The sequence below is a fragment of the Streptomyces lateritius genome, assembly GCF_014649715.1.
Lineage (GTDB): Bacteria > Actinomycetota > Actinomycetes > Streptomycetales > Streptomycetaceae > Streptomyces > Streptomyces lateritius.
Window position 1 is genome coordinate 366,233 of record NZ_BMTO01000001.1, and the last position, 21,762, is coordinate 387,994.

Sequence of the window (21,762 nt, forward strand, 5' to 3'; positions counted from 1 at the left end):
CCCTTGGCGGCGCCGGCCGGTCGCTTCCCCTTCAGCGAGCGGGCGGGGACCCGGTGGTGCGTACCGGCCGCGCCGAATCTGAGAGGGCGCATTGAGCAACGACCGACACGTCCCGGTGATGCTCCAGCGGTGCCTGGACATGTTGGCCCCGGCCCTGGAGCGCCCCGGAGCGGTGGTCGTCGACTGCACCCTGGGCCTCGGCGGCCACAGTGAGGCCCTTCTGGAGCGGTTCCCCGAGGCGCGGCTCGTCGCCCTCGACCGCGACAAGGAGGCCCTGCGGCTCTCCGGCGAGCGGCTCGCCCGCTACGGGGAGCGCGCCACCCTCGTCCACGCCGTCTACGACGAGCTGCCCGAGGTCCTCGACCGGCTCGGCATCCCGAAGGCGCACGGCATCCTCTTCGACCTGGGCGTCTCCTCCATGCAGCTCGACGAGGCCGGCCGCGGCTTCGCCTACGCGCAGGACGCCCCGCTCGACATGCGCATGGACCAGACGACCGGGGTCAGCGCGGCGGAGGTCCTCAACACCTACCCGCCCGGCGAACTGGTCCGCATCCTGCGCGCGTACGGCGAGGAGAAGCAGGCCAAGCGGATCGTCTCCGCGATCGTGCGCGAGCGCGACAAGGAGCCGTTCACCAACAGTGCCCGCCTGGTCGAGCTGATCCGGGATGCCCTCCCGCAGGCCGCCAAGCGCACCGGCGGCAACCCCGCCAAGCGCACCTTCCAGGCGCTGCGCATCGAGGTCAACGGCGAACTGACGGTCCTGGAGCGAGCGGTCCCGGCGGCCGTGAAGGCGCTCGCGGTGGGCGGCCGGATCGCCGTCCTGTCGTACCACTCGCTGGAGGACCGGCTGGTCAAGCAGGTCTTCGCGGCCGGCGCGGCGACCACCGCCCCGCCCGGCCTGCCGGTGGTCCCCGAGCGCTACCAGCCCCGCCTGAAGCTGCTCACCCGCGGCGCCGAACTCCCCACGGAGCAGGAGATCGCCGAGAACCGGCGCGCCGCGCCCGCGCGTCTACGCGGAGCGGAGCGCATCCGGGAGGACGAGCCCTCGTGAGCGAGGGACGCGGGGCCGCCGGCCGGCCGGCCGGACCGCGGACGACGACGGTGCCCGCGCCTGAGCGCCGCGCGGGCGGAGCAGGGATCGGGGGCGAACGGTGACGACGAAGGGGCCGCTCAAGGGCAGGGCCGCGCGGCTCGGGCGGCTCATGCCGTCGGGGCCCAGCACCGCCGCGCGCACTCCCTTCGTCCTGCTCGTCGTGCTCCTGCTCGGTGGTGGTCTCATCACCCTCCTGCTGCTGAACTCCGCCCTCAACCAGGGCTCGTTCAAGCTGCGCGACCTCAAGAACCGGACCACCGAGCTCACCGACCAGGAGCAGGCGCTCCAGCGGGACGTGGACGACCACTCCGCGCCGGACGCGCTGGAGCGGCGGGCCCGCGAGCTCGGCATGGTCCCGGGCGGCAGCCCCGCCTTCCTCGACCCGGACGGCACGGTCCGCGGCGAACCCTCCAAGGCGTCCGCGCCCGAGCCCGACCCGGCCCCGCCTCTGGCGGACGCCCCGCCCCCCGCGCCTCCCGTGGCCCCTCCCGTGGCACCGCCCGCCTCCGCGCCGCCGGCCGGGAGCGCGCCCCGGAACACCACCCCCGACGCGAGCACCCCCGACACGCCGACGACGACCGCGACGACCGCGCCCGACCCGACGACCTCCGGCAGGTGACCGAAGTGCCCCCCAAGGAGCCCCCGCGCCGCCGGGTGCCGGGCCCCGCCCGGCCCGCCCGCCCCCGGCCCTCCGCGGGCCGCCCCGGGCAGCCCGCACGTCCGGCCCCGCGCCGCACCGCCCGGCCGCCCGTGCGCACGATCCGGCTCGGCAGCCCCAAGCCCCGGCTCCGTCTCGTCTCCCTCGGACTGACCCTCGTCATGGTGGCGTTCGTCGTCCGCCTGCTCCAGGTCCAGGCCGTCGACGCCAGCGCGCTCGCCGCGAAGGCGGAGGCCCACCGCTACCAGGAGTACACCCTCTCGGCGGACCGGGGCGAGATCACCGACCGCGCCGGGATCGCCCTGGCCGCCAGCGTCGACGCGTACGACATCACGGCCGACCCCAAGCTCTTCACCCCTGAGGAGAGCAAGATCCGGGACGCCCCCGAGCAGGCCGCCGCCCTCCTCGCACCGCTTCTCGGCAAGGAGCCCGCCGAGCTGGCCAGGAAACTCCGCACGCCCAAGTCCCGCTACACCCTGCTCGCCCGCAAGCAGACCCCGCAGGTCTGGAACCAGATCAAGGACCTCAAGAAGGTCTACGAGCGCAAGGCCAAGCCCGCCGAGGGCGGCAACGGGATCAATCTGCTCGGCGGCATCCTCAGCGAGCCCTCCACCAAGCGGGTCTACCCCAACGGCGAACTCGCCGCCGGGATACTGGGCTACGTCAACGCCGAGGGCCGCGGCGCCGGCGGCCTGGAGTCCATGCTCGACAAGGAGCTGGCGGGCAAGGACGGCAAGATCAGGTTCGCCCAGTCCGGCGGTCGGCGGGTCCCCACCGCGGGCTCCGAGGGCACTCCGGCGGTGCCCGGCTCCGACATCGAGCTGACCATCGACCGGGACATCCAGTGGGCCGCCCAGAAGGCCATCACCGAGCAGGTGACGAAGTCCAAGGCCGACCGCGGCTACGTCATCGTGCAGGACACGAAGACCGGCGAGGTCCTGGCCATGGCCAACGCCCCCGGCTTCGACCCCAACGACCTCTCCGCGGCCAACGCCGCCGCGATGGGCAACGCGGCCCTCCAGGACGCCTACGAACCCGGCTCCACCAGCAAGGTCATGTCCATGGCCGCCGTCCTGGAGGAGGGTGTGGCGACCCCTGACACCCACGTCACCGTCCCCAACCGGCTGCACCGCGGCGACCGGCTCTTCAAGGACGACGTCGACCACCCCACCTGGTACCTCACCCTCAACGGTGTCCTCGCCAAGTCCAGCAACATCGGCACGATCCTGGCCACCGGTCAGCTCGGCGGCACTCAGGCCGAGGCGAACCAGGTCCTCCACACGTACCTGCGCAAGTTCGGCATCGGCAGCCCCACCGGGCTCGGATACCCGGGCGAGACCCCCGGCATCCTGGCCAAGCCCCGGGACTGGTCGACCTCGCAGCAGTACACGATCCCCTTCGGCCAGGGTCTGTCCGTCAACGCCATGCAGGCCGCCTCGGTCTACTCGACCATCGCCAACGGCGGCGTACGGATCGAACCCACGCTGGTCCGCGGCACCAAGGGGCCCGACGGACGGTTCACCGCGGCTCCCGCGCCGCAGCAGACCCGGGTGGTGAGCGAGAAGACCGCCAAGACCCTCGCGCAGATGCTGGAGTCCGTGGTCGGCGACGAGGAGGGGACCGGTACCAAGGCCCGCATCCCCGGCTACCGGGTCGCGGGCAAGACCGGAACCGCCAACCGCGTCGACCCCGAACTCGGCACCTACAAGGGGTACACCGCCTCCTTCGCGGGCTTCGCGCCCGCCGACAACCCGCGGATCACCGTCTACTGCGCCATCCAGAACCCCACCAAGGGGGACTACTTCGGCGGCCAGATCTGCGGTCCCATCTACAAGAAGGTCATGGAGTTCGCGCTCAAGACGCTCCACGTCGCCCCGACGGGCAGCGAGCCCGCCCGGATGCCGGTGACCTTCAAGGCCAGCGAGTGACACTCGGGAGCACCAGTGACAACGATCACCCCCGATTCCGGGAACCGGAAATCGAACTCCGGCGACGCCCGGGCCTCTTTTGGCCCCGCGGCGGGTGGGCCCGGTACGCTCACCGCCGTGCCACACGCTGATCAGTACCGAACCTCCCCGCCCCGCCCGGAGCAGGCCCGCCCCACACCCCTGGGCGATCTGGCCGCCCGGCTCGGGATCGAGTCGCCCGGTGGCGGCCTTGTCGACGTCTCGGGCATCACGCACGACTCGCGGGCGGTTCGCCCCGGGGACGTGTACGCGGCCCTGCCCGGCGCCCGGCTGCACGGCGCCGACTTCGCCGACCAAGCCGCCGGCCTCGGCGCCGCCGCCGTCCTGACCGACCCGGCCGGCGCCGAGCGCGCCGCCGCGACCGGCCTGCCGGTCCTGGTCGTCGAGGACCCGCGCGGCCGTATGGGTGAGCTCGCCGCCGAGATCTACGGCCGGCCCGGCACGGACCTGCTCCAGATCGGCATCACCGGCACCTCCGGCAAGACCACCACGGCCTACCTCGTCGAGGGCGGCCTCAAGGCGGCCGGTCACCGGTCCGGGCTCATCGGCACCGTCGAGATGCGGATCGGCGACGAGCGCATCAAGTCGGAACGTACGACTCCCGAAGCCACCGACCTCCAGGCCCTCTTCGCCGTCATGCGCGAGCGCGGGGTCGACTCGGTCGCCATGGAGGTCTCCAGCCACGCCCTCGTGCTCGGGCGGGTCGACGGCTGCGTCTTCGACGTCGCCGTCTTCAACAACCTGAGCCCGGAGCACATGGAGTTCCACACCGACATGGAGGACTACTTCGCCGCCAAGGCGCAGCTGTTCACCCCGAAGCGCAGCAAACAGGGTGTGGTGAACCTCGACGACGCCTACGGCCGCAGGCTCGCGAAGGAGGCCTCCGTCCCGGTCGTCACCTTCTCCGCCGAGGGGCACCCGGACGCCGACTGGCGCGCCGAGGACGTCGAACTGGGCGCCTTCGGCTCCACCCTCACCGTCGTCGGCCCGCAGGGCGAGCGGTTCCCCGCCACCGCCCCGCTGCCCGGTCCGTTCAACGTCGCCAACACCCTCGCCGCGATCGTCACCCTCGCCGTCGCCGGTCTCGATCCCCGGACCGCCGCCGAGGGCGTCGCCGCCGTCCCCGGCGTGCCGGGCCGCCTGGAGCGCGTCGACGCCGGCCAGCCCTACCTCGCCGTCGTCGACTACGCGCACAAGACGGACGCCGTCGAATCGGTCCTGCGCTCCCTGCGCAAGGTCACCGAAGGCAAGATCCACATCGTGCTCGGCTGCGGCGGCGACCGGGACACCACCAAGCGCGGTCCGATGGGCGCCGCCGCGGCGCGCCTCGCCGACACCGCCGTACTGACCTCGGACAACCCCCGCTCCGAGGACCCCCTCGCGATCCTCGCCGCGATGCTCGCGGGCGCCGCCGAGGTGCCCGCCCACGAGCGCGGCGACGTCCTGGTCGACGCCGACCGGGCCGCGGCCGTCGCCGCGGCCGTGGCCCGCGCCCGGCCCGGCGACACCGTGCTCGTCGCCGGCAAGGGCCATGAGCAGGGCCAGGACATCGCCGGGGTGGTCCGCCCCTTCGACGACCGCCAGGTCCTGCGCGAAGCGATTGAACGCAGCCTCAAGAACAGTCAGGGATAAGTTGTGATCGCCCTCTCCCTCGCCGAGATCGCCGAAATCGTCGGCGGGCAGTCGTACGACATACCGGATCCGGCCGTCCGGATCACCGGCCCCGTCGTCATCGACTCCCGTGAGGTGACGCCCGGCAGCCTGTTCGCCGCCTTCGCCGGTGAACAGGTCGACGGCCACGACTACGCGGTACGCGCCGTCGAGGCGGGTGCGGCAGCCGTCCTGGCCGTCCGCCCCGTCGGCGTACCCGCCATCGTCGTGGACGACGTCCAGACGGCCCTCGGCGCCCTCGCCCGCACCGTCGTCGAACGCCTCGGCACCGATGTCGTCGCCCTCACCGGCTCGGCGGGCAAGACCTCCACCAAGGACCTCATCGCCCAGGTCCTGCAGCGGCACGCGCCGACCGTGTGGACGCCCGGCTCGCTCAACAACGAGATCGGGCTCCCGCTGACGGCGCTGCGCGCGAGCGACGAGACGCAGCACCTGGTCCTCGAGATGGGCGCCCGCGGCATCGGTCACATCCGCTACCTCACCGGACTGACCCCGCCGCGCATCGGACTCGTCCTGAACGTGGGCACCGCCCACATCGGCGAGTTCGGCGGCCGTGAGCAGATCGCCCAGGCCAAGGGCGAACTCGTCGAGTCCCTCCCGCCGGCCGAGAAGGGCGGAGTGGCGGTCCTCAACGCCGACGACCCGCTCGTCCGGGCCATGGCCACGCGGACCCACGCGCGCGTGACCCTGTTCGGAGAGGGCGACGACGCCGACGTACGTGCCGAGAATGTCCGGCTCACGGAGAACGGACAGCCCTCTTTCAGGCTTCACACACCCACCGGGTGCAGTGACGTGACCTTGCGCCTGTACGGTGAGCACCACGTGTCGAACGCGCTCGCCGCGGCCGCCGTCGCCCATGAGCTGGGCATGCCCGTCCAGGAGATCGCCACCGCGCTCTCCGAGGCGGGCTCCCTGTCGCGCTGGCGCATGGAGGTCACCGAGCGTCCGGACGGCGTGACGATCGTCAACGACGCCTACAACGCGAACCCCGAGTCCATGCGAGCCGCCCTGCGCGCGCTCGCGGCCATGGGCCGGGCCGCACAGGCCCAGGGGGGCCGCACGTGGGCGGTGCTCGGCAAGATGGCCGAGCTCGGTGACGCATCGCTCGCCGAGCACGACGCGGTCGGACGGCTGGCCGTCCGGCTCAACGTCAGCAAGCTCGTCGCGGTCGGGGACAGGGAAGCGTCCTGGCTGCAACTGGGCGCATATAACGAGGGTTCGTGGGGTGAGGAGTCGGTGCACGTGTCCGACGCGCGGGCGGCGGTCGACCTGTTGCGCAGAGAGCTGCGTCCGGGAGACGTCGTGCTGGTGAAGGCTTCCAGGTCGGTCGGGCTCGAGCGGGTCGCCCTGGCCCTCCTCGACTCCGAGAGCGAGGTCTCGGGCCGATGAGGCAGATCCTCTTCGCGGGGGCCATCGGGCTCTTCCTGACCCTGATCGGGACTCCGCTGCTCATCAAGCTCCTCGCCCGCAAGGGGTACGGGCAGTTCATCCGGGACGACGGCCCGCGCGGCCACGCCGGGAAGAAGGGCACGCCCACCATGGGCGGCATCTCCTTCATCCTGGCCACGCTCATCGCGTACGCGCTCGCCAAGGTCATCACCGGTGAGGACCCCACGTACTCCGGTGTGCTGGTCCTCTTCCTGATGGCCGGCATGGGCCTGGTCGGCTTCCTCGACGACTACATCAAGATCGTCAAGCAGCGGTCGCTGGGTCTGCGGGCCAAGGCGAAGATGGCCGGCCAGCTCATCGTCGGCATCGCCTTCGCGGTGCTCGCGCTGCAGTTCGCCGACCTGCGCGGACTGACCCCGGCCTCCACGAAGCTCTCCTTCATCGCCGACTTCGGCTGGTCCATCGGACCGGTGCTGTTCGTGGTCTGGGCCCTCTTCATGATCCTGGCCATGTCCAACGGCGTGAACCTGACGGACGGTCTGGACGGTCTGGCCACCGGCGCGTCGGTGATGGTCTTCGGCGCGTACACCTTCATCGGGCTCTGGCAGTTCCAGGAGTCCTGCGCCAACGCGATGGACCTGACCAACCCCAACGCCTGCTTCGAGGTGCGCGATCCGCTCGACCTCGCGGTCGTCGCCTCCGCCCTGATGGGCGCCTGCTTCGGCTTCCTGTGGTGGAACACCTCGCCCGCCAAGATCTTCATGGGCGACACCGGCTCGCTGGCCCTCGGCGGCGCGCTCGCCGGTCTCGCCATCTGCTCCCGCACGGAGCTGCTCCTCGCCCTGCTCGGCGGCCTGTTCGTCCTGATCACCATGTCCGTGGTCATCCAGGTCGGTTCGTTCAAGATGACCGGCAAGCGGGTCTTCCGGATGGCGCCGCTCCAGCACCACTTCGAACTCAAGGGGTGGTCCGAAGTCCTCGTGGTGGTCCGGTTCTGGATCATCCAGGGCATGTGTGTGATCGTCGGCCTCGGACTCTTCTACGCGGGATGGGCATCCGAAAAGTGAGCTGGAACGGCAAGAGGGTCACCGTCGCGGGTCTGGGCGTCAGCGGCATTCCCGCCGCCCGGGTCCTGCACGGCCTCGGCGCGGTCGTGACCGTCGTGAACGACGGTGACGACGAGCGCTCCCGGGCGCAGGCGGCCGCACTCGAAACGGAGGGGATCACCGTCCGCCTCGGCGACGGGGCGACCCTGCCCGAGGGCACCGAGCTGATCGTCACCACGCCCGGCTGGCGGCCCGACAAGCCGCTGTTCACCGCCGCCGCCGAGGCGGGCGTGCCGGTCTGGGGCGACGTGGAGCTCGCCTGGCGGCTCCGCGGCCCCGATGCGGCCCCCTGGCTCGCCGTCACCGGCACCAACGGCAAGACCACGACCGTACGGATGCTCGCCTCCATCCTGGAGGCGGCCGGGCTGCGGACCGCGGCCGTCGGCAACATCGGCGTCTCCCTGCTCGACGCCGTCCTCGGCGACGAGACGTACGACGTCCTCGCGGTCGAACTCTCCAGCTACCAGCTCCACTGGGCGCCGTCCCTGCGCGCCCACTCGGCCGTCGTGCTCAACCTTGCGCCCGACCACCTCGACTGGCACGGCTCCATGGAGGCGTACGCCGCCGACAAGGGCCGCATCTACGAGGGCAACACCGTCGCCTGCGTCTACAACGTCGCCGACAAGGCGACCGAGGACCTGGTCCGCGAGGCCGACGTCGAAGAGGGCTGCCGGGCCGTCGGCTTCACTCTGGGGACGCCGGGACCCTCCCAGCTCGGCGTGGTCGAGGGCATCCTCGTCGACCGGGCCTTCGTGGAGAACCGGCAGAAGCAGGCGCAGGAGCTGGCCGAGGTCGCGGACGTGAACCCGCCGGCCCCGCACAACATCGCCAACGCGCTCGCCGCGGCGGCCCTGGCCCGCGCCTTCGGCGTCGAACCGAAGGCCGTACGGGACGGGCTGCGCGCCTTCCGGCCCGACCCGCACCGCATCGAACTCGTCGAGGAGGTCGAGGGCGTCACGTACGTCGACGACTCCAAGGCCACCAACACCCACGCGGCCGAAGCCTCGTTGGCGGCCTACGACCCCATCGTCTGGATCGCCGGCGGCCTCGCCAAGGGCGCCACCTTCGACGAGCTGGTCCAGAAGTCGGCGAAGCGGCTGCGCGGGGTCGTGCTGATCGGCGCCGACCGCGCGCTCGTCCGCGAAGCCCTGGCGCGACACGCCCCCGAGGTCCCGGTGGTGGACCTCGACCGGACCGACACTGGGGCGATGTCTGCGGCGGTCCAGGAGGCGGCTGGGCTCGCCCGGCCGGGAGACACGGTTCTGCTGGCCCCGGCCTGCGCCTCGATGGACATGTTCGCCAATTACAACAAGCGGGGCGAGGCGTTCGCGGATGCGGTCCGCGCCCTCGCCGCCACCGGGCGCGCCTGACCTGACCAGCAACAGGTCCGGCCGAGCCGGGCACGACTGGAGGGGACAGCGACCATGCCGAGCAGAACCGCCGGGACTCGTCGGCCCTCCGCCGTACGCGGCGGAGGCCGCGTTCCCGCGCCTCCGCGGCGCCTGCGCGGCGAGACGGTACGACGAACGTACGAGCGGGCGCGACGGGCCTGGGACCGGCCTCTGACGGCGTACTACGTGATCCTCGGCGCGGGGCTGCTCATCACGACGCTCGGCCTCGTGATGGTCTACTCGGCGTCCATGATCACGGCGCTGCGGTACGACCTCGTGCCGTCGTACTTCTTCCGCAAGCAGTTCTTCGCCGCGGTCCTCGGCACCGCGCTGCTCCTGGTGGCCTCCCGGATGCCTGTCAAGCTCCACCGGGCGCTCGCGTACCCGATCCTGGTCGGCGCGGTCTTCCTGATGGTGCTGGTCCAGATCCCGGGGATAGGGCGTGCCGTCGGCGGCAACCAGAACTGGATCTCCCTGGGCGGACCGTTCATGCTGCAGCCCAGCGAGTTCGGCAAGCTGGCGCTGATCCTGTGGGGGGCCGACCTGCTCGCCCGCAAGCAGGACATGAAACTTCTCACCCAGTGGAAGCACATGCTGGTTCCGCTGGTCCCGGGGGCCTTCCTGCTGCTCGGGCTGATCATGCTGGGCGGGGACATGGGGACGACGATCGTCCTCACCGCGATCCTCTTCGGCCTGCTGTGGACGGCCGGAGCGCCCACCCGGCTCTTCGTCGGGGTGCTCACCTTCGCCGGGACGATCGGCTTCCTGCTGATCAGGACCAGCGAGAACCGGATGAAGCGATTCGCCTGCATCGGCGCCACCGACCCCGGCGGAGAGGGCGCCCCCTGCCTCCAGGCGGCGCACGGGATCTATGCTCTGGCCTCAGGCGGATGGTTCGGTTCCGGACTGGGTGCCAGTGTGGAAAAATGGGGCCAACTACCCGAGGCGCACACCGACTTCATCTTCGCTGTCACCGGGGAGGAACTGGGTCTCGCGGGGACGCTGTCGGTACTCGCCCTGTTCGCGGCTCTAGGCTATGCGGGTATCCGCGTGGCCGGACGCACGGAGGAGCCCTTCGTGAGGTACGCCGCGGGAGGCGTGACCACCTGGATCACGGCCCAGGCCGTGATCAACATCGGTGCGGTGCTCGGCCTGCTGCCGATCGCCGGAGTCCCGCTCCCGCTGTTCTCCTACGGGGGGTCGGCCCTGCTGCCGACCATGTTCGCGGTCGGGCTCCTCATCGCCTTCGCGCGACAGGAACCCGCCGCGAAAGCGGCCCTGGCCATGCGGCGCCCCGGCTGGGGCAAGCGGGCCGGAGTGAGATGGAAGTCGATGCGACGGCGCGTCAAGAAGCGTCCGTCCGGAGAGCGGTGAATTTCGGTGCATGTCGTACTCGCCGGCGGGGGGACCGCCGGCCACATCGAGCCCGCGCTCGCCCTCGCGGACGCCCTGCGGAGGCAGGACCCGAGCGTGGGAATCACGGCGCTCGGCACGGAGAAGGGTCTGGAGACCCGGCTCGTGCCCGAGCGGGGCTACGAATTGGCCCTCATCCCCGCCGTGCCGCTGCCACGCAAGCCCACCCCGGAGCTGATCACCGTCCCCGGGCGGCTGCGTGGCACCATCAAGGCCGCCGAGCAGATCCTGGAGCGCACCAAGGCGGACTGCGTGGTCGGCTTCGGCGGCTACGTGGCGCTGCCCGGCTACCTCGCCGCCAAGCGGCTGGGGGTGCCGATCGTCGTCCACGAGGCCAACGCCCGGCCGGGCCTGGCCAACAAGATCGGCTCGCGGTACGCGGCCGGGGTCGGCGTCGCCACGCCGGACTCCAAGCTCCGCAATGCCCGTTACATCGGCATCCCGCTGCGGCACTCCATCGCCACCCTCGACCGGGCCCGGGTGCGTCCCGAGGCGCGCGCCGCCTTCGGCCTCGACCCGAACCTGCCGACCCTGCTGGTCTCCGGCGGCTCGCAGGGCGCGCGCCGGCTCAACGAGGTCATCCAGCAGATCGCCCCGGTGCTCCAGCGCTCGGGCGTCCAGATCCTGCACGCGGTCGGCCCGAAGAACGAGGTGCCGCGCGTCGACAACATGCCCGGGATGCCGCCGTACGTGCCGGTGCCGTACCTGGACCGGATGGACCTCGCGTACGCCGCCGCCGACATGATGCTCTGCCGCGCGGGCGCGATGACCGTCGCCGAACTCTCCGCCGTCGGGCTGCCGGCCGCCTATGTCCCGCTGCCCATCGGCAACGGCGAACAGCGGCTCAACGCCCAGCCCGTCGTCAAGGCCGGCGGCGGTCTGCTGGTCGACGACGCGGAGCTGACGCCGCAGTGGGTCCAGGGCAACGTCCTGCCCGTGCTCGCCGATCCGCACCGGCTGTACGAGATGTCCCGCGCCGCCGCCGAGTTCGGCCGCCGGGACGCCGACGACCTCCTCGTCGGGATGGTGTACGAGGCGATCAACGCCCGCCGCCAGGCGTAAAGAACCTGGCGAGCCGAGCCCTCACGACGGAAGGCAGGGGACGCGAGGTGGCAGCTGGACCGACGACCGCCGAGAAGAACGGCGCGAGCAGGCCGAAGGGGTCGTCGGGACGGCCGTCCCGTACGGGTACCCGGAGCGGTCGCTTCCGGGTGCCCGGGCCGCGGGTCCTGTGGATCGCTCTGGCCGTGCTCGCGACGGTGGCCGGCGGACTCTGGGCGCTCTACGGTTCCTCCTGGCTGCGTGTGGAACATGTGAAGACTTCCGGCACGCGTGTTCTGACGGTCCGTGAGGTGGAGGCGGTGGCCGCCGTCCCGATCGGGTCGCCGCTCATCTCGGTCGAAACGGAAGCGATCGAAGCGCGGCTGCGGCAGAAATTGCCCCGCATCGACACGGTGACGGTCGAGCGGTCCTGGCCACATGGAATCGGTCTTGAAGTGACGGAACGGCAGCCGGTTCTGGTGGTGGAAAAGGGCGGAAAGTTCACGGAAGTGGACTCCACCGGAACGCGTTACGCCACGGTGGACAAAGCCCCCCGAGGCGTACCGAAACTCGTTCTGGACGCAGCCTCCTCACCGAGTCTGCGGCGCTTCGACGCCGACCGGCTGCTGCGTGAAGCGGTACGCGCGACGGGCGAACTCCCCGAGAAAGTCGCCCGGGACACGCGTGTCGTCCGCGTCAGCTCGTACGACTCCCTCACCCTGGAGCTCGGCGGCGGCCGCACGGTCTTCTGGGGCAGCGCCGAGGACGGAGCCGTCAAGGCACGCGTCCTCACGGCGCTGATGAAGGCGACACCCAAAGCGGGGCACTTCGATGTAAGCGCCCCCACCGCCCCGGCGGCGTCCGGGAGTTGACGCCCATCGCCGCTGGCCAGCACCCTGGTTGGCCAGCGCTACGGGTGATCACATAGGGTGAAAAGAAAAACGGGAGGTTCGGCGTGTTCGTTGAACGTGCGCCACTTGTCGACTTAGTGTCCTGTTCGGAAGAGTCCAGCGAACAGAGACACTGGTAACCCTAAACTTCAACGTTAGGGTTTGGGTCGGCGTTTCGGACCGTCCCATCGGCATCCGTCGTCGCAGCGCGACTACCACCGCGAAGCGGCGACACGTAACTCGAGGCGAGAGGCCTTCGACGTGGCAGCACCGCAGAACTACCTCGCAGTCATCAAGGTCATCGGTGTCGGCGGCGGTGGTGTCAATGCCATCAACCGAATGATCGAGGTCGGTCTCAAGGGCGTCGAGTTCATCGCGATCAACACCGACGCGCAAGCGCTGTTGATGAGCGACGCCGACGTCAAGCTCGACGTCGGTCGTGAACTCACCCGCGGCCTCGGGGCCGGGGCGAACCCGGCAGTCGGTCGCAAGGCGGCAGAGGACCACCGTGAGGAGATCGAGGAGGTCCTCAAGGGGGCCGACATGGTCTTCGTCACCGCAGGCGAAGGCGGCGGCACCGGCACCGGCGGCGCACCCGTCGTCGCCAACATCGCGCGCTCGCTCGGCGCCCTGACGATCGGTGTGGTCACCCGGCCGTTCACCTTCGAGGGACGCCGTCGGGCCAACCAGGCGGAGGACGGCATCGCCGAGCTCCGCGAAGAGGTCGACACCCTCATCGTCATCCCGAACGACCGTCTGCTCTCGATCTCGGACCGCCAGGTCTCCGTGCTCGACGCCTTCAAGTCGGCCGACCAGGTGCTGCTGAGCGGTGTGCAGGGCATCACCGACCTCATCACCACCCCCGGCCTGATCAACCTCGACTTCGCCGACGTCAAGTCGGTCATGTCCGAGGCCGGGTCGGCCCTCATGGGCATCGGTTCCGCCCGCGGCGACGACCGCGCGGTCGCCGCCGCCGAGATGGCGATCTCCTCGCCGCTCCTGGAGGCGTCCATCGACGGCGCCCGTGGCGTGCTGCTCTCCATCTCCGGTGGCTCGGACCTCGGTCTCTTCGAGATCAACGAGGCCGCGCAGCTGGTGAGCGAGGCCGCCCACCCCGAGGCCAACATCATCTTCGGCGCCGTCATCGACGACGCCCTGGGCGACGAGGTACGGGTCACGGTCATCGCGGCCGGCTTCGACGGCGGCCAGCCGCCGGCCCGCCGGGACAACATCCTCAGCTCGGCCTCCGCCAAGCGCGAGGAGCCGGCCCCGGCGCCGCGCGCCAACGAGAACCCGCGTCCCCTCGGCGGTCTCGGCACCGTCGCCCCGCGGGACGAGCCGGCCGCCCCGGCCGAGCCGGTTCCGGCGGCCAACGAGACCGCGCTGCCGCCGGTCGCCCCGCCGGTGGTCCCGACGGCCCGTCCCTACCCGGACACCGCGGCCGAAGAGCTGGATGTCCCGGACTTCCTGAAGTGATAGACCGGCTCGAGCCCGTGAACGGCGCGCACTTCGCTTTCACCGACAGGTGGGGCGGGGTGAGCGCCGTTCCGTACGAGGAGCTCAACCTCGGCGGGGCGGTGGGGGACGACCCCGAGGCCGTCCGGACCAACCGGGCGCGCGTCGCGGAGCGGCTCGGGCTCGACCCGGCGCTGGTGGTCTGGATGAACCAGGTCCACGGCGCGGACGTGGCCGTGGTGGACGGCCCGTGGGACACCGTCGGCATCCCGTCCGTCGACGCGGTCGTCACCACCCGGCGCGGACTCGCGCTCGCGGTCCTCACCGCCGACTGCACTCCTGTCCTCCTCGCCGACCCGGCCGCCGGGGTCGCGGCCGCGGCCCACGCCGGCCGGCCCGGGATGGTGGCCGGGGTCGTCCCGGCAGTGGTGAAGGCCATGATCGAACTCGGTGCCGACCCCTCGCGGATCAGCGCCCGGACCGGCCCCGCCGTCTGCGGACGCTGCTACGAGGTGCCGGCCCGGATGCGGGACGAGGTCGCGGCGGTCGAGCCGGCCGCGTGGGCCGAGACCAGCTGGGGGACCCCGGCCGTCGACGTCACGGCCGGAGTCCACGCCCAGCTGGAGCGGCTCGGGATCGGGGACCGTCGGGCCGACGCGGTCTGCACCCGCGAGTCGGGCGACCACTACTCGTACCGCCGCGATCGCACCACGGGGCGACTCGCGGGATATGTCTGGTTGGACTGAGAGAGATGACGGGCATGACGGGCCGCAAGGCCGAACTCGCCGAGAACCTGGCGCGAGTGGAGGAACGTATCGCCGCCGCCTGCGCGGCAGCCGGTCGGAAGCGGGAGGACGTGACCCTCATCGTGGTCACGAAGACCTACCCGGCGAGCGATGTGAGGCTCCTTCACGAACTCGGTGTCCGCGACGTCGCGGAGAACCGGGACCAGGACGCCGCTCCCAAGGCCGCTGCCTGTGCGGATCTGGACCTCCGCTGGCACTTCGTCGGTCAGTTGCAGACCAACAAGGTCCGTTCTGTGACGAGTTATGCGGATGTCGTGCAGTCGGTCGACCGTCCGAAGCTCGTCACCGCTCTCTCGGTGGGGGCGGAGAGGGCCGGGCGCGAGCTCGGCTGTCTCATCCAGGTCGCGCTCGACGCCGGGTCGGGCGAGCGGGGTGAGCGGGGCGGTGTGGCCCCGGACGGCATCGAGGAGTTGGCGGCGGCCGTGGACGCCGCACCCCGGCTGCGGCTCGACGGACTGATGACCGTCGCGCCGCTCGCCGGTCCGTACGCGGGACGGCAACGGGCCGCGTTCGACCGGTTGATGGATTTGTCGACTGTCCTGCGCGCGACCCGTCCGGCTGCGAACATGGTGTCAGCAGGCATGAGTGCGGACCTGGAGGACGCCGTGGCGGCCGGAGCGACACATGTGCGCATCGGTACGGCGGTACTGGGTGTCCGCCCCAGGCTCGGGTAACGTCGCGAAGCAAGTCGGACCACAGCAGAAAATATGGTCATTTCCGCCAATAGGCGGGCAGACCTCGTGGATCGCGGGCACTTGGTGACGATGCCGATCCACCACAGAGCGGAGGACTCAGAGAATGGCCGGCGCGATGCGCAAGATGGCGGTCTACCTCGGCCTCGTGGAGGACGATGGGTACGACGGCCGGGGATTCGACCCCGACGACGACTTCGAACCCGAGCTGGAACCGGAGCCCGAGCGTGAGCGGCGCCACCAGCCTCCGCGGCAGGTGGAGCGGGAGGAGCCGGTGCGCGTGGCGGTGCCGCCCGCCCAGCGAGAGCGCGAGCGTGAGCCGGTCGCGCATTCCGTCCCGCTATCCGCCGAAAATGGACGTCCGGCGCGCATTGCCCCCGTGGCATCCATCACACCCGAACGTCCGAGCCTGGAGAAGAACGCACCCGTGATCATGCCCAAGGTCGTGTCCGAGCGGGAGCCGTACCGCATCACCACACTGCACCCGCGGACCTACAACGAAGCCCGTACCATCGGGGAACACTTCCGCGAGGGCACCCCGGTGATCATGAATCTCACGGAGATGGACGACACCGACGCGAAGCGACTTGTCGACTTTGCCGCCGGACTCGTCTTCGGGCTCCATGGCAGCATTGAGCGCGTGACGCAGAAGGTCTTCCTGTTGTCGCCTGCTAACGTCGATGTCACGGCGGAGGACAAGGCCCGGATCGCAGAGGGCGGATTCTTCAACCAGAGCTGAGAAACACGACACCGGAACGGACCGGCTGAGAGGCCGGTCGAGCGAGAGCACGAGAGCCAGGGGAGAGGGAAGCGCGGGATGGGCGTCGCACTACAAGTGGTCTACATCGCTCTGATGTGCTTCCTCATCGTGCTGATCTTCCGATTGGTCATGGATTACGTCTTCCAGTTCGCCCGTTCATGGCAACCCGGTAAGGCGATGGTGGTCGTTCTGGAGGCCACCTACACTGTCACCGATCCACCGCTCAAGCTTCTGCGGCGGGTTATCCCGCCGTTGCGTCTCGGGGGCGTGGCACTCGACCTGTCCTTCTTCGTTCTGATGATCATCGTCTACATCCTGATCTCCATCGTGAGCAGCTTCGCGAGGTGAATGTGGACGATACGGTCTTGCCGACTGCCGACGACTACGTAGAGGTGAAGAAGAGATGCCGCTGACTCCCGAGGACGTGCGGAACAAGCAGTTCACGACCGTCCGCCTTCGAGAAGGCTATGACGAGGACGAGGTCGATGCCTTCCTCGACGAGGTCGAAGCCGAACTGACCCGCCTGCTCCGCGAGAACGAGGACCTGCGCGCCAAGCTGGCCGCTGCGACGCGCGCTGCCGCGCAGAACCAGCAGCAGGGCATGCGCAAGCCGCCGGAGCAGCAGGATCGTCCCGTCGGTCCCGGCGCCCCCGTGCCCGCGGCCATATCCGGACCGCCGGTCCAGCAGCAGCCCCCGCAGATGGGCCCGCCGCAGCTTCCCTCCGGTGCGCCCCAGCTCCCCGCCGGCCCGGGTGGCCACGGCCCCGGCCCGATGCAGGGCGGCCCGATGGGCCCGGGTCAGATGCAGGGCCAGATGCAGGGCCAGATGCAGGGCGGCCCCATGGGGCAGCCGATGGGCGGCCCCATGGGCCACCCCCAGCAGCAGATGCAGCAGCAGATGCCGCAGCAGAGCCAGGGCCCGGGTGGCGACAGCGCTGCCCGTGTGCTCTCGCTGGCCCAGCAGACGGCCGACCAGGCGATCGCGGAGGCCCGTTCCGAGGCCAACAAGATCGTCGGCGAGGCACGTTCGCGCGCCGAGGGTCTGGAGCGGGACGCCCGCGCCAAGGCCGACGCGCTGGAGCGGGACGCGCAGGAGAAGCACCGCGTCGCGATGGGCTCGCTGGAGTCCGCCCGCGCCACGCTGGAGCGCAAGGTGGAGGACCTGCGCGGCTTCGAGCGCGAGTACCGCACGCGTCTGAAGTCCTACCTGGAGTCGCAGCTGCGCCAGCTGGAGACCCAGGCCGACGACTCGCTGGCTCCGCCGCGGACGCCGGCCACGGCCTCCCTGCCGCCGTCGCCCTCGATGGCCTCGGCGGGCGCGGGCGCCCCGTCCTACGGCGGCAACGGCACGATGGGCGGCGCGCCGTCCATGGGTGGCGCCCCGTCGTACGGCGGCCAGCAGCAGATGTCTCCGGCGATGACCCAGCCGATGGCACCGGTGCGGCCGCAGGCGCCGCAGCCGATGCAGCAGGCGCCGGCGCCGATGCGCGGCTTCCTGATCGACGAGGACGACAACTGACGGCGGCGGGCCGCGCGATGAGCGCGTAGCCGTCGGCAGGCTGAGGGCCGGGCCCCTGGGAAACCAGGGGCCCGGCCTTTTGCCGTGGGCGGGGCGGGGAGCGGGGGCACCTGCGGGCGGGGCCCTTTTCCCACCCCGCCCCTTCCCGGACTGGACTCCGCCCCAGACCCCGGCGGCGGCGCCATGCGGGCCCCGCCCCCTCGCCCCCGGGCCGGATGCGGCGGTTTCGCGGCGTCGGGGCGGTTGGGGATCCGGCGCCGCGCCCCCAGCCGGGGGGCTGGGGGCGCGGCCCGCTTCTCCGGCAGGGTTTGGCGGCCTCGTGCCGGCGGGGCGGGGTCGGGGGCACCCTTGCGCTCCAGCGGAGGGTGCGGCAGTTCGGGCCGCCGGGGCCCGGCTGGGACCCGCGCCCCCCCCCCGCGGCAGAGGTGGTGGCGGCTTCACGGCGCCGGGCCGGGTCGGGGGCCCCCCACGCCCTGGCGAAGGGTGCGGCGGTTTCGCGGCGCCGGGCAGGGCGAGGCTGGAGCTTCGGCGATCCTGATCGCTTCGGTGGGGGCGGGATGTGGAAGGGCCCGGCGCCCCCAACGGGGGTGCCGGGCCCTTGGAGGCGGGGCGTCAGACCTTGCGGAGGCGGAAGGCCAGGGCGAGGGACTCGTCCGTGAAGGGGGCGCCGAAGGAGTCGTCGGCCGGGCCCGTCGCGTAGTCCGTGGCGAGCACCTCGTCCGCGATCAGTTCCGCGTGGGCCGTCAGGGCCTCCGTCGTCTCCGGGGACTCCGAGGACCACCGCAGGGCGATCCGGTCCGCCACGTCCAGGCCGCTGTTCTTACGGGCCTCCTGGATCAGGCGGATCGCGTCGCGCGCCAGGCCCGCCCGCCGGAGCTCCGGAGTGATCTCCAGGTCCAGGGCGACCGTCGCACCCGCGTCCGAGGCCACCGACCAGCCCTCACGCGGCGTCTCCGTGATGATGACCTCCTCCGGGGAGAGGGCCACCTCCTCGCCGTTCACCGTGACCGTCGCCTCGCCGGAGCGCAGCGCCAAGGACAGCGCGGCCGCGTCGGCGGCCGCGACCGCCTTGGCCACGTCCTGGACGCCCTTGCCGAAGCGCTTGCCCAGCGCCCGGAAGTTCGCCTTCGCCGTCGTGTCGACCAGCGAGCCGCCGACCTCCGACAGCGAGGCCAGCGAGGAGACGTTCAGCTCCTCCGTGATCTGTGCCTGGAGCTCCGGCGAGAGGGCGGAGAAGCCCGTCGCCGCGACCAGGGCCCGCGACAACGGCTGGCGGGTCTTGACGCCCGACTCGGCGCGCGTCGCGCGACCGAGCTCGACCAGGCGGCGGACCAGCAGCATCTGCTGCGACAGCTCCGGGTCGATCGCGGACGCGTCCGCCTCCGGCCACGACGAGAGGTGGACCGACTCGGGGGCTTCCGGCGTCACCGGCACCACCAGGTCCTGCCAGACCCGCTCCGTGATGAAGGGGGTCAGCGGCGCCATGAGGCGCGTGACGGTCTCCACGACGTCGTGGAGCGTGCGCAGCGCCGCCTTGTCGCCCTGCCAGAACCGGCGCCGCGAGCGACGCACGTACCAGTTCGACAGATCGTCGACGAAGGCCGACAGCAGCTTGCCCGCGCGCTGGGTGTCGTACGACTCCATCGCCTGCGTCACCTGGTCCACCAGCGTGTGCAGCTCGCTCAGCAGCCAGCGGTCGAGCACGGTGCGCTCGGCCGGTGCCGGGTCCGCCGCGCTCGGCGCCCAGCCGGACGTACGGGCGTACAGCGCCTGGAAGGCGACCGTGTTCCAGTACGTCAGAAGCGTCTTGCGCACGACCTCCTGGATGGTGCCGTGGCCGACGCGGCGGGCCGCCCACGGGGAGCCGCCGGCCGCCATGAACCAGCGGACGGCGTCGGCGCCGTGCTGGTCCATGAGCGGGATCGGCTGCAGGATGTTGCCCAGGTGCTTGGACATCTTGCGGCCGTCCTCGGCGAGGATGTGGCCCAGGCAGACGACGTTCTCGTACGACGACTTGTCGAAGACCAGCGTGCCGACCGCCATCAGCGTGTAGAACCAGCCGCGCGTCTGGTCGATGGCCTCGGAGATGAACTGGGCCGGGTAGCGGGACTCGAAGAGTTCCTTGTTCTTGTACGGGTAGCCCCACTGCGCGAACGGCATCGAACCCGAGTCGTACCAGGCGTCGATCACCTCGGGGACGCGGCTCGCGGTCTTCGCGCAGCCGTCCGCCGGGCACGGGAAGGTCACCGCGTCGATGTACGGGCGGTGCGGGTCCAGTTCCGACTGGTCCGTGCCCGTCAGCTCGGTCAGCTCGGCGCGCGAGCCCACGCACGTGAGGTGGTCGTCCTCACAACGCCACAGCGGCAGCGGGGTGCCCCAGTAGCGGCTGCGCGAGAGCGCCCAGTCGATGTTGTTGTTCAGCCAGTCGCCGAAGCGACCGTGCTTGACCGAGTCCGGGAACCAGTTCGTCTTCTCGTTCTCCTGGAGGAGACGGTCCTTGACGGCGGTCGTACGGATGTACCAGGACGGCTGCGCGTAGTACAGCAGCGCCGTGTGGCAGCGCCAGCAGTGCGGATAGCTGTGCTCGTACGGGACGTGCTTGAAGAGCAGGCCGCGCGCGCCCAGGTCGGCCGTGAGGGCCTCGTCGGCCTTCTTGAAGAAGACGCCGCCGACCAGCGGGACGTCCTCCTCGAACGTGCCGTCAGGGCGGACCGGGTTCACGACCGGCAGGCCGTAGGCGCGGCAGACCTTGAGGTCGTCCTCACCGAAGGCGGGGGACTGGTGGACCAGACCCGTACCGTCCTCGGTCGTCACGTACTCGGCGTTGACGACGTAGTGCGCCTCGGCCGGGAACTCCACCAGCTCGAAGGGGCGCTGGTACGTCCAGCGCTCCATCTCCGCGCCCGTGAAGGACTCGCCGGTGGTCACCCAGCCCTCGCCGAGCGCCTTCTCCAGGAGCGGCTGGGCGACGACCAGCTTCTCCTCGCCGTTCGAGGCGACGACGTAGGTGACCTCGGGGTGGGCCGCGACCGCCGTGTTGGAGACCAGGGTCCAGGGGGTCGTCGTCCAGACCAGGAGAGCGGCCTGGCCGGCGAGCGGGCCGGAGGTCAGCGGGAAGCGGACGAAGACGGAGGGGTCGACGACCGTTTCGTACCCCTGCGCCAGCTCGTGGTCGGAGAGGCCGGTGCCGCAGCGCGGGCACCAGGGGGCGACGCGGTGATCCTGGACGAGCAGGCCCTTGCCGAAGATCTGCTTGAGCGACCACCAGACCGACTCGATGTACTCGGGGTCCATCGTCCGGTACGCGTCGTCGAGGTCGACCCAGTAGCCCATCCGGGTCGTCAGCTCGGCGAAGGCGTCGGTGTGCCGGGTCACGGACTCGCGGCACTTGTCGTTGAACGCGGCGATGCCGTATTCCTCGATGTCCTTCTTGCCGGAGAAGCCGAGCTCCTTCTCCACGGCCAGCTCGACCGGCAGGCCGTGGCAGTCCCAGCCGGCCTTGCGGGCCACGTGGTAGCCGCGCATGGTCCGGAAGCGGGGGAAGACGTCCTTGAAGACGCGGGCCTCGATGTGGTGGGCGCCGGGCATGCCGTTGGCGGTGGGCGGGCCTTCGTAGAACACCCACTCGGGGCGACCCTCGGACTGCTCCAGGGTCTTGGCGAAGACCTTGCTCTCCTGCCAGAAGTCGAGCACGGCGTGCTCGAGCGCGGGCAGGTCGACCTGGGCGGGCACCTGGCGGTACTGCGGCGGTTTCATCGGCGAACTTCCTCCGGCGGACTGCTTCGTTTCCGTCCGGAGGGACGAGAGCGCCGTGCTGCGCGGCTCCCGCGGTACCACCCTCCTTGGCCCCGGGCGTGTGCCCGTGACCCCCTCATTGGGGTCGCGATGCCGGGTCTACTGACCGAGGGCGC

Annotated in this window: 17 protein-coding genes; 16 read left to right on the forward strand and 1 reads right to left on the reverse strand. The window is 71.3% G+C overall.

Annotated features, from left to right (window positions below):
• Positions 1-91: 91 nt before the first annotated feature.
• From rsmH to IE136_RS01825, 16 genes are all read left to right on the forward strand, one after another.
• Complete coding sequence (gene rsmH / locus IE136_RS01750; RefSeq protein WP_158986501.1) at positions 92-1,051, forward strand: 16S rRNA (cytosine(1402)-N(4))-methyltransferase RsmH; 960 nt, start codon at positions 92-94, stop codon at positions 1,049-1,051.
• Between the two features lie 100 nt (positions 1,052-1,151).
• Entirely contained in the window at positions 1,152-1,712 is a 561-nt protein-coding gene (gene ftsL / locus IE136_RS01755; protein WP_373308968.1) for a cell division protein FtsL, read from the forward strand.
• Between the two features lie 5 nt (positions 1,713-1,717).
• Positions 1,718-3,679: a peptidoglycan D,D-transpeptidase FtsI family protein gene (locus IE136_RS01760; RefSeq protein WP_308432363.1), complete on the forward strand. Its 1,962-nt coding sequence runs from the start codon at positions 1,718-1,720 to the stop codon at positions 3,677-3,679.
• A 15-nt stretch (positions 3,680-3,694) separates the two neighbouring features.
• Entirely contained in the window at positions 3,695-5,350 is a 1,656-nt protein-coding gene (locus IE136_RS01765) for a UDP-N-acetylmuramoyl-L-alanyl-D-glutamate--2,6-diaminopimelate ligase (RefSeq protein WP_158986497.1), read from the forward strand.
• Positions 5,351-5,353: 3 nt separating this feature from the next.
• Positions 5,354-6,778 (forward strand): UDP-N-acetylmuramoyl-tripeptide--D-alanyl-D-alanine ligase, encoded by a 1,425-nt coding sequence (locus tag IE136_RS01770; RefSeq protein WP_158986495.1) that lies wholly within the window; start codon positions 5,354-5,356, stop codon positions 6,776-6,778.
• Positions 6,775-7,845 carry a phospho-N-acetylmuramoyl-pentapeptide-transferase gene (gene mraY, locus IE136_RS01775; protein ID WP_158986493.1) on the forward strand — a complete coding sequence of 357 codons (1,071 nt, stop codon included), beginning with the start codon at positions 6,775-6,777 and terminating at the stop codon, positions 7,843-7,845. Before IE136_RS01770 ends, mraY begins: the two co-directional genes overlap by 4 nt.
• The gene (gene murD, locus IE136_RS01780; RefSeq protein ID WP_189599216.1) at positions 7,827-9,254 is read left to right on the forward strand and encodes a UDP-N-acetylmuramoyl-L-alanine--D-glutamate ligase; all 1,428 of its coding nucleotides are present in this window, start codon (positions 7,827-7,829) and stop codon (positions 9,252-9,254) included. Before mraY ends, murD begins: the two co-directional genes overlap by 19 nt.
• A gap of 54 nt (positions 9,255-9,308) precedes the next feature.
• Entirely contained in the window at positions 9,309-10,649 is a 1,341-nt protein-coding gene (gene ftsW, locus IE136_RS01785) for a putative lipid II flippase FtsW (RefSeq protein WP_158986489.1), read from the forward strand.
• Between the two features lie 6 nt (positions 10,650-10,655).
• A complete protein-coding gene (murG, locus tag IE136_RS01790) occupies positions 10,656-11,750 on the forward strand; it encodes an undecaprenyldiphospho-muramoylpentapeptide beta-N-acetylglucosaminyltransferase (protein ID WP_158986487.1) in 1,095 nt (364 codons plus the stop codon).
• Between the two features lie 47 nt (positions 11,751-11,797).
• A complete protein-coding gene (locus tag IE136_RS01795) occupies positions 11,798-12,601 on the forward strand; it encodes a cell division protein FtsQ/DivIB (protein WP_189599217.1) in 804 nt (267 codons plus the stop codon).
• A gap of 279 nt (positions 12,602-12,880) precedes the next feature.
• Positions 12,881-14,095, forward strand: coding sequence for a cell division protein FtsZ (gene ftsZ / locus IE136_RS01800; RefSeq protein ID WP_158986485.1), 1,215 nt, complete (start codon positions 12,881-12,883; stop codon positions 14,093-14,095).
• Between the two features lie 17 nt (positions 14,096-14,112).
• A complete protein-coding gene (gene pgeF, locus IE136_RS01805) occupies positions 14,113-14,820 on the forward strand; it encodes a peptidoglycan editing factor PgeF (RefSeq protein WP_162467826.1) in 708 nt (235 codons plus the stop codon).
• Between the two features lie 14 nt (positions 14,821-14,834).
• The gene (locus tag IE136_RS01810; RefSeq protein ID WP_158994172.1) at positions 14,835-15,554 is read left to right on the forward strand and encodes a YggS family pyridoxal phosphate-dependent enzyme; all 720 of its coding nucleotides are present in this window, start codon (positions 14,835-14,837) and stop codon (positions 15,552-15,554) included.
• A gap of 124 nt (positions 15,555-15,678) precedes the next feature.
• Positions 15,679-16,311 (forward strand): cell division protein SepF, encoded by a 633-nt coding sequence (locus IE136_RS01815; RefSeq protein WP_158986481.1) that lies wholly within the window; start codon positions 15,679-15,681, stop codon positions 16,309-16,311.
• A gap of 78 nt (positions 16,312-16,389) precedes the next feature.
• Positions 16,390-16,680 (forward strand): YggT family protein, encoded by a 291-nt coding sequence (locus IE136_RS01820; RefSeq protein ID WP_158986479.1) that lies wholly within the window; start codon positions 16,390-16,392, stop codon positions 16,678-16,680.
• A gap of 55 nt (positions 16,681-16,735) precedes the next feature.
• Positions 16,736-17,851: a DivIVA domain-containing protein gene (locus tag IE136_RS01825; RefSeq protein ID WP_189599218.1), complete on the forward strand. Its 1,116-nt coding sequence runs from the start codon at positions 16,736-16,738 to the stop codon at positions 17,849-17,851.
• 612 nt (positions 17,852-18,463) lie between these two features.
• Here IE136_RS01825 and ileS read toward each other — a convergent pair.
• The gene (ileS, locus tag IE136_RS01830) at positions 18,464-21,607 is read right to left on the reverse strand and encodes an isoleucine--tRNA ligase (RefSeq protein WP_189599219.1); all 3,144 of its coding nucleotides are present in this window, start codon (positions 21,605-21,607) and stop codon (positions 18,464-18,466) included.
• Positions 21,608-21,762: the final 155 nt, after the last annotated feature.

Coding starts and splice junctions, on each gene's coding strand:
- mraY (WP_158986493.1), top strand. CDS start 6,775: ATGAGGCAGATCCTCTTCGCGGGGGCCATCGGGCTCTTCCTGACCCTG.
- murD (WP_189599216.1), top strand. CDS start 7,827: ATGGGCATCCGAAAAGTGAGCTGGAACGGCAAGAGGGTCACCGTCGCG.
- ftsW (WP_158986489.1), top strand. CDS start 9,309: ATGCCGAGCAGAACCGCCGGGACTCGTCGGCCCTCCGCCGTACGCGGC.
- IE136_RS01810 (WP_158994172.1), top strand. CDS start 14,835: ATGACGGGCCGCAAGGCCGAACTCGCCGAGAACCTGGCGCGAGTGGAG.
- IE136_RS01815 (WP_158986481.1), top strand. CDS start 15,679: ATGGCCGGCGCGATGCGCAAGATGGCGGTCTACCTCGGCCTCGTGGAG.
- IE136_RS01820 (WP_158986479.1), top strand. CDS start 16,390: ATGGGCGTCGCACTACAAGTGGTCTACATCGCTCTGATGTGCTTCCTC.
- IE136_RS01825 (WP_189599218.1), top strand. CDS start 16,736: ATGCCGCTGACTCCCGAGGACGTGCGGAACAAGCAGTTCACGACCGTC.
- ileS (WP_189599219.1), bottom strand. CDS start 21,607: ATGAAACCGCCGCAGTACCGCCAGGTGCCCGCCCAGGTCGACCTGCCC.